Below are 8,794 nucleotides of genomic sequence, written 5' to 3'. Positions count from 1 at the left end.
TACAATTTAGATAGAAAGAATATCGTTTTTTTCATTTTGGGGGTGTTTTTATTTGTTAGCTTGATGGTGATGTGGCGGTACCCCTATTAACAACCTATCCTACTTATCTCCCAAATTATATTGCTGAAAATGGTGATTTTCCACGTGGTTATGAATTTTCTTATGGTACGAGCCTATCTACTCCTACAGTATCAGCGGTTGGGGCTCTTATATTAACAGAGTATAAAGAGGAAAAATTAAAAAATTTGTCTATTAATGAAATTCAAAATATTATGTATCAAACCACCTTAAAATCTGGAACAAATAGAAAAGAAAAACTTTCAGGAAGGGGTACGGTAGATGCATATGAGTCCTTGAAATTAATCAACAATAAATAAGATTTGAATAAAACCAAAAACCATAATAGAAGGTTAAGTAATTTATTTTGCAGAGATATTAGTGCCTTTTAGAGACATATAAGAAATGTGTTCTTAAATAATTTTAATCGTTAAAATAACTGGTTATATCTTAGTGGGATAAACCAGTTGTTTTATATTCTAAATCCACTCATTCGGTCCATTATTATTTTTTCTGTGATGAGTGAAGTGGAATCTTCTAATTATATATCATGAATAAACTTAAGATACTAGAATCTTTATGACAAATAAATATTTTTTAAATTTAAAGAAAATTCATTGAAATTTTGATTAGAAAGGTATAAAATGGGATTTAATAGACTGAACAGTTCAGTTCAATTTTATTTTGAGGTAGGAACAGTTTTTGAAAAGTCAGAAAGAGGTGCTAGCTTTGAAAGAAAAAATCATAATATCTGCTTTGAAATTATTTGCAGAAAAGGGTTTTCATGCTACTAATGTGCAAGAGATTGCAAATCACGCCGGAGTTGCTAAGGGGACGTTATATGCTCATTTTACTTCCAAAAAGAATATTTTAATTTCTATATATGGTTATTACTTAGACTGCTTATACAATAGTTTAGATGTTAGCGTTATAAGTAATAATGAATCTTTTGAGGAACGACTAATAAAATTAAACAAAGTTTTAAATAATTATCTAAGTGTCGCATTTGAGCATGAAAATTTCCTTAAAATGCAAATGAAAGAACAAAATATTAATGATCCACAAATTATGGAATTTATTCAGGGAAAACGCAGGGAAATTTATATTAAGTTTCAGCAACTAATGAAGTATGTCGGAGGAGAAGAACTGAAAAATTGTGTATTAGATGAGGCCGTTATATTAAATAGTCTAATTGAGGAATACTCAGCAGTTGTGATATTAGATGGAGCGGATATATCAGTTGAGGAATTAGTTAATTTTATTACACAAACCATATCCTGTATCTTAAAGGGATTTAAAAATAAGCATATATCCCCGATTCTTAGTGAAAATTACATGAAAAATAAGGAGATTAGAGAGGAGCTTATATATACAAATAAAATTAAGGAACGATTGAATGCAATCAATCAATTAATCCATAACATTTATTTTACTCAAGAAGAAAAACAAGAAGTCAATGCTTCTTTAATGTTTATTAACGATGAATTATCTAAGAGTAACCCAGATATCATAATTATCAAAGGGATGCTAAGAAATATAGGGCAATTTACAGAATTAGAATTCATAGTAGATGAGATATTTAGTTTATTACAACAAATAAAAAAAGATTTTTGATGGAAAACACTATTTCTAATAGAGGTGAGCTTTTATGTTAGGTGAATTAATAGAAGTTATAAAATTTATTATATAAATTTTTAGAGGGAATATTCCTGGTACTCAGTTGTATGTAATGATGAGTATTCTAGTTATAGTACTCATGGGTGAAGTATTATTTGAATTGAAAAAAGGAGCAGTTAAAATATATTTCTACTAGTTGGTGAGCGATTAATATTAAATATATATTATTTTATTAGTACCACTTGCTGTGCTCTTTGTTAAATTTAATAAAATATCATTAAAAGCAATAACATTAATAATTCATTTGATATTTACAGGAGTTACATTACAATCAGTTTGATTAATCAGTATTGGGAGCCTAATATAAAATTCCCTGTAATTTTATTAATCGCTAATATAGTTGCCCACACTTTTTTAAGTCTAGTAATAGTTACGTATGGATTAACTAAGGATGAACAAAAAAGGTCTAATAACTTAGTTAGAAAATCTAAAAAAGGGACTTTTTAAATTATTTTAGATTTTCTCTTGTAATACCTTATGTAAGTGAATGAAATACTCTTACTTGTTTCGGTTAAATAAGGGATTCTTATGTACAGGGAACCGGATAAGGTGTTTCCAAATCGTGTCCAAACGTACAGTTTTCTTTTTTGATATGGTGCCCTCATTGCCATCAATCTAAAAAACAGGTCACCTCCAAAACGATAAATAAGCTTTTTCATAAGAAATTTGTAAGGAATGGATAAGAAAAAAGCAATTTTAATAGTGGATGATAAAAATATAAAGAAGAGTGAAAGGGGGGATTAGATAAGATATATTTATGTGAAAAACAAACTAGTCATAAGAGTGTTGTAAGGAAAAGAAGTAATTTCTGGGGTTAACATACTTGTAAAAAAAGAGGGATTTACCGTTTGTTAGGACAAAAATAATCATTATGAAGATAATTACAAATTCCATGTTGTCCTTTTGTCATTGATGGAGATGATAGCTGTGTAATTAATACGAAACAACAAGCAACCACTCATACAATATGAATAGAGGAGAGGAATGCCTTATGAAAACACGTAGTCAAATTACATTTGTAAAAGCAGAGCCCACTGAAAATGTATCTAGTTCGTCACACACAAGCACTCAACGAGATCGTAATTCCGTCAAACAAGCAATGCGTGATATCTTGAAATTTGGAATCCCGGGGATACTTGCTAAAACTTCCGAGGATGGGAAAACGTGGAGTTATGCGGCCGGAGTAGCGGACCTGAGAACCAAGAAACCAATGGAAACAGATTTCCGCTTTCGCATCGGCAGCGTGACGAAGACGTTCACCGCAACAGTTGTATTTCAATTAGCCGAAGAGAACCGCTTGAATCTAGACGACTCTATTGAAAAATGGTTTCCTGGTGTCATTCAAGGAAACGGGTATGATGATAAACAGATTACTATCCGGCAATTATTGCACCACACAAGTGGTATCGCTAATTACACAATGTCAAAGGATTTTAATATCATGGATACAAAAAAATCTTATACTGCTGAAGAATTAGTAAAGATGGGAATATCCATGCCTCCAGATTTTGCTCCAGGAAAGAGCTGGTCGTATTCAAATACAGGATATGTATTACTAGGAATTCTTATTGAAAAAGTAACTGGGAACAGCTATGCGGAAGAGATTGAAAATCGAATCATTGAACCACTTGATTTAGCGAATACATTCTTAACTGGAAATTCAAGCGTCATTCCAGGAACCAACCATGCCCGTGGATATATCCAATTAGACGGAGCAAGTGAGCCAAAAGATGTTACTTATTATAACCCCAGTATGGGGAGCTCGGCCGGAGATATGATTTCTACGGCTGATGATTTAAACAAATTCTTCTCTTATTTACTTGGGGGTAAATTACTGAAAGAACAGCAACTAAAGCAAATGCTTACAACAGTCCCTACAGGAATAGATGAACTTGGCGATTCCGGGCTTGGAATTTTCAAAATTATGCTTCCAAACGGTGTCTCGATATGGGGACACTCAGGTGGCATTCCAGGGTTTAGTACTTTTGCTGGAGGCACACTTGGAGGCAGGCATACGCTGGCCGTTAATTTGAACATCCTTAAAGCTGATAGTCCTGAACCTTTTAAAAATATTTTACTTGCTGAATTTAGCAAGTAGGCAAAAAGGAAAACTGGATAAATTTTGTCATAGTTTTTATAGTTAAATATATACCTTTCTGGTTCAAAAACCCTAAATTACTCTAAAGAATGATTTTGGTATTTTTGGAATTCTGGAGGCAACTCAATGCTATTAAGCTAATAAAACAAAATCTTCCCTAAAATGAAAAAATACGCTATTCTTTCTGTAGAATCATAGGAAAGGATGGCGTGTTTGTATGTCTATTTCTATATCTGATGAAGTACAACTATTTGCTCAAGAGATTCAAAGTTTTTTATCTCCAAATATCTTACGAGATTTTGCTAGAGATGTTGGTTTCGTGCAACGAACCAGTAAATACCAAGCAAAAGATTTAGTCGCTTTATGTGTATGGGGGAGCCAAAATGTAGCTATGACTTCTTTAACTCAGTTATCTAGCTGTTTAGAAGCTGTACAGAGATAATAAAGTTGTTTAATTTACAATAAAGTCGTTTAAAACATAATAAAGTTGTTTAAAAAACGCCAGTCATGTTATTCAACAATCGGGCGATTTTATGGAATAACACCTTTAAAATATGGATATTTGTGTTAAAATTTCTCTGTAGTGTTTTCCATCTAAACTGGACAAGAGAGGTATTTGAGATTTATGGGAGTAGCTTATAATTTGAACTGCGGACATTGCTCTTACAATCAAAATGTTTTTTTAGGAATTGGATTTAGGTATATAAACTTGAGTTCGATTTTAGAATGGTATGAGGAAAAAGAAGGTCGGCAATACATCAGAGAGTTTATTAATAACAAGGAAACGTCTTTTGAATGCTACTACGGTCTATATGTTTGTCAGAAGTGTTGTTACCTATTAAATAAAGTACATTTACATATGAAATCAGGAACCCAATCTTACACGAACACTCATACTTGTCCTCGATGTAATACTCAAATGCCGTCAAAGCCTTTAGGCGATATTAATCAAAGTGATGTTCTAGATTGTCCAGGTTGTGAGCAAGAAAAGCTAAAGGTGAGTTTATATATGGATTGGGACTAGGAAGTTGGTTCTCAAAATTTCCTTATTAAACTAAAAGAAGCTTTAGCAAAATGACTGTGGAGTTATTTTACAATCATCGTGTTTTTCAATATTCCACAATCGGACGCTATTGTGGAATAAACCTTAGATTTTTAAACGACTTTATTGTTATATTTTTAAGTACAGTGAAGTATCTTATATCGAAAATTAAACAACTATATTTTAACCCCGTCCTAAATTTAGAACGGGGTTATGCTTGTTTTAGGTTTTAAAATTAAAAAACTTTATTGTCTTTTTACATTACATTTGAAAAAGAGTAGTGGGTTCAAGTTGTTATTTACATGAACTCCAAAGAAAAAAGCCAAATTCTGTATAGATTTGGCTTTTTTCTTTTTACGCATTTGTAACTAAAAATAGCATGGTCTTTAAATCCTTGTTAGGGGCAAGAATTTAAAGAAGAGTTTAGCTTAATTACGATTTTACATAAATTACATATTATAGTAAATTGATATTTTTTACACTAAATATTGTAAATATTCAGGTGTTTAATTCTTAGATTATTTATGCGCAAAGTCACAATTGGTGAGTTTTACAAATGAACCGTCCTAAAAAGCGACCGAGCGTTTACAAAGGTATATCTTTACAAACAGGTGTTTACTTTCTCTATTGTTGATGAGAATCTTCTTTTTTTGATGCGGTGATCCCATTTTGAACGTAAGGAATTTGTAAGGAATAGGTAAGAAAAAAGAGATTTTCATTGTGTATGATCAAGATATAAAGAAGCATGAAAGGCGGAACAGATATGACTTATATATGAAAAACAAACCAGCAACAAGAGTGTTTCAGAAAAAAAGTAATTTCTGGGGTTAACATACCTGTGGAAAAAGAGGGATTTACCGTTTGTTAGGACAGAATGGCGTTTGTAAAAATAATCATTACGAAGATGATTACGAATTCAATGTTGACCCTTTGTCATTAGTGGAGATGATAGCTGTGTGGTTAGTATGCAACAGTACGCGACCACCTATACAATATGAATAGAGGAGAGGAATGCTTATGAAAATACGTAGTCAAATTACATTTGCAAGTCTGGCCCTTTTAATAACTGGAAGTTCCCTGTTATACACAACGCCAACCTCAATTGTAAAAGCAGAGCCCACTCAAAATGTATCTAGTTCGTTACAAACAAGCACTCAACGAGATCGTAATTCCGTCAAGCAAGCAATGCGGGATACATTGCAACTTGGATATCCAGGGATACTTGCTAAAACTTCTGAGGGTGGAAAAACGTGGAGTTATGCAGCTGGGGTAGCGGATCTGAGCACCAAGAAACCAATGAAAACGGATTTTCGTTTTCGAATTGGCAGCGTGACGAAGACGTTCACCGCAACGGTTGTACTTCAATTAGCCGGAGAGAACCGCTTGAATCTAGATGATTCTATTGAAAAATGGTTGCCTGGTGTCATTCAAGGAAATGGATATGATGATAAACAGATTACTATCCGGCAATTATTGAACCACACAAGTGGTATCGCTGAATACACAAGGTCAAAGGATTTTAATATGATGGATACAAAAAAAACTTATACTGTTGAAGAATTAGTAAAGATGGGAATTTCGATGCCCCCAGATTTTGCTCCAGGAAAGAGCTGGTCTTATTCAAATACAGGATACGTATTACTAGGGATCCTTATTGAAAAAGTAACAGGGAACAGCTATGCGGAAGAGATTGAAAATCGGATTATTGAACCGCTTGAATTGTCGAATACATTCTTACCTGGCAATTCAAGCGTAATTCCAGGAACCAAGCATGCCCGTGGATATATCCAACTAGACGGAGCAAGTGAGCCAAAAGATGTTACTTATTATAACCCAAGTATGGGGAGCTCGGCTGGAGATATGATTTCTACTGCTGATGATTTAAACAAATTCTTCTCTTACTTACTTGGGGGTAAATTACTGAAAGAACAGCAACTAAAACAAATGCTTACTACTGTTCCTACAGGAGGAGCAAAAATCGATGGATATGGTCTTGGAATCTATGAAACTAAACTTCCAAACGGTGTCTCGATATGGGGACACACAGGTGGCATTCCAGGGTTTTGTACTTTTGCTGGAGGTACACTTGGAGGCAAGCATACGTTAGCCGTCAATTTGAACAGCATGGGTAAAGCTAACAGTCCTGACCCTTTTAAAAATATTTTACTTGCCGAATTTAGCAAGTAGGCAAAAAGGAAAAACGGATAAATTTTGTCATAGTTTTTATAGTTAAACATATACCTTTCTAGTTCAAAAACCCCCAACTTACTCTAAAAAACAAATTTGGTTTTTTTGGATTTTTTTTAGCTTGATAGCAATGGGGTAGCACCACATTGCCATCAACTTAAGAAAACAGGTTACCCCCAAAACGATAAATAAGCTTTTTTTTCGCAAGAAAGCCCAAAAATTTCGTTCTGGGGGTGTAATAAAACTTTAGCTTGATGGGCATATGGCGATACCCCTTAAATAACTTTATTATCATTTTACATAAAAGAGGACCTGCTATGTATAGCAAATCCTCTCCTAAAATGGCAAAGAGTAACTCTTACCTTACTCTTTGCTTATATATTACATGATTGTTAGTGAAAATTCTAGACTCTTTATATTGAGAAATAAAGAAGTACCGTTTTAATAAAAATTTCATTTTGTAGAAATAAAAACCCTAGTTTCCTAGGGTAATGGTATAACAGCTCAATATATTTTATTCTTTTATATTTTAACGTAATATTACATTAAAAACATCAGGTAAATGTAACTAATTGCAGAAAACAAGGAATAAATAACCAACTAATAAATATATTTTTTCTGAAAATTTATACTATAATTAATCTGTACAAAGGTTGGTATCCTTTTACTTCTAATATTGTATTGATTTATATGTAGTACCCTACTACTTAAATATGGATTTACAAACAAAAAGAACTAGTATGATACTAGTTCTTTTTGTTTGTTTAGAATAAATAAAATTTTAAAGACATATGAATATTCATGTTACCATATATTATGACACTCAATTTTGTTTATACCATACAACAAAATCAAACTAATCCCTTATCTATTATAGATAAGGGATTAATTTGTATAAATAATTTTTATTTAACAATTTTAATCCTGTCCAAAGATTAAAAACTATATTAAAAGTTTACATAACCACACTTATCGGTAGCAAAACAGAAAAGGAACTGACTCATAAGATTATGAGTTGGGTTCATCAGTATGGTCCTGAATTTGACAAAAGAATCCGTCGTCATCTCAAGCAAACCAATGACTCTTGGAGAGTCGATGAAACATATATCAAAGTGAAAAGTCAATGGATGTACCTGTATCGTGCTGTCGATTCGAAAGGAAATACCATTGATTTTTACCTAAGCAAAGCAAGAAACCACAAGGCTGCAAAGCGATTCTTCAAGAAAGCTTTGCAGTCTTTTCATATTTCTGAGCCTCGTGTCGTGACAGTAGATAAGAATCCAGCTTATCCTATAGCAGTTGAAGAATTGAGAAAAGAAAAAAAGATGCCATTAGGCATCCAACTAAGGCAAGTGAAATATCTCAATAACATAGTGGAACAAGATCATCGGTTTATTAAAAAGCGGGTTCGTTCGATGTTAGGATTGAAATCCTTTCGCACAGCTACATCCATTCTTTCTGGAATAGAAGCTATGCATATGATGAAAAAAGGGCAACTTGTTTTATTGGACAAGTCTGTCCAAAATCAAGTGAAGTTCATCCATCAACTATTTGGAATTGCTGCTTAAGACTAGATTTCACTAGGAAACTTTTCGCATCTTTATATCTTTCCTAAGTATTTGCACCAGAACCTGTGAAACTGTTTGTTAAGAAAATCTTAAGAAGCTCCCCCACTTTTTATTAAGAAATGCTCTTTATACTTGGAAATGTGTTAAAGGTCATTCTTATTTAAA

General features: G+C 32.8%; 4 protein-coding genes and 2 pseudogenes. All 6 read left to right on the top strand.

The genetic code is table 11. From position 1 onward, the window contains the following. Positions 1-71 precede the first annotated feature (71 nt). Positions 72-377: a S8 family serine peptidase gene (locus BAU27_RS14410; RefSeq protein WP_071771223.1), complete on the top strand. Its 306-nt coding sequence runs from the start codon at positions 72-74 to the stop codon at positions 375-377. A 409-nt stretch (positions 378-786) separates the two neighbouring features. Next, positions 787-1,671, top strand: coding sequence for a TetR/AcrR family transcriptional regulator (locus BAU27_RS14405; protein WP_071771222.1), 885 nt, complete (start codon positions 787-789; stop codon positions 1,669-1,671). 1,054 nt (positions 1,672-2,725) lie between these two features. Beyond that, entirely contained in the window at positions 2,726-3,832 is a 1,107-nt protein-coding gene (locus tag BAU27_RS14400; RefSeq protein WP_254797963.1) for a serine hydrolase domain-containing protein, read from the top strand. Between the two features lie 217 nt (positions 3,833-4,049). Beyond that, positions 4,050-4,262 (top strand): annotated as a pseudogene (locus tag BAU27_RS14395) (IS4 family transposase); the annotation flags it as partial. Positions 4,263-5,891: 1,629 nt separating this feature from the next. Beyond that, positions 5,892-7,061 carry a serine hydrolase domain-containing protein gene (locus tag BAU27_RS14385; RefSeq protein ID WP_071771218.1) on the top strand — a complete coding sequence of 390 codons (1,170 nt, stop codon included), beginning with the start codon at positions 5,892-5,894 and terminating at the stop codon, positions 7,059-7,061. Positions 7,062-8,068: 1,007 nt separating this feature from the next. Beyond that, positions 8,069-8,629, top strand: a pseudogene (locus BAU27_RS14380) (IS6 family transposase); the annotation flags it as partial. Between the last annotated feature and the right edge of the window lie 165 nt (positions 8,630-8,794).

It is taken from the genome of Bacillus sp. NH11B (assembly GCF_001884205.1).
GTDB lineage: Bacteria > Bacillota > Bacilli > Bacillales > Bacillaceae_G > Bacillus_A > Bacillus_A proteolyticus.
Note: the sequence above shows the minus strand (reverse complement) of the source record. Positions and strands in the feature narration are given on the sequence as shown.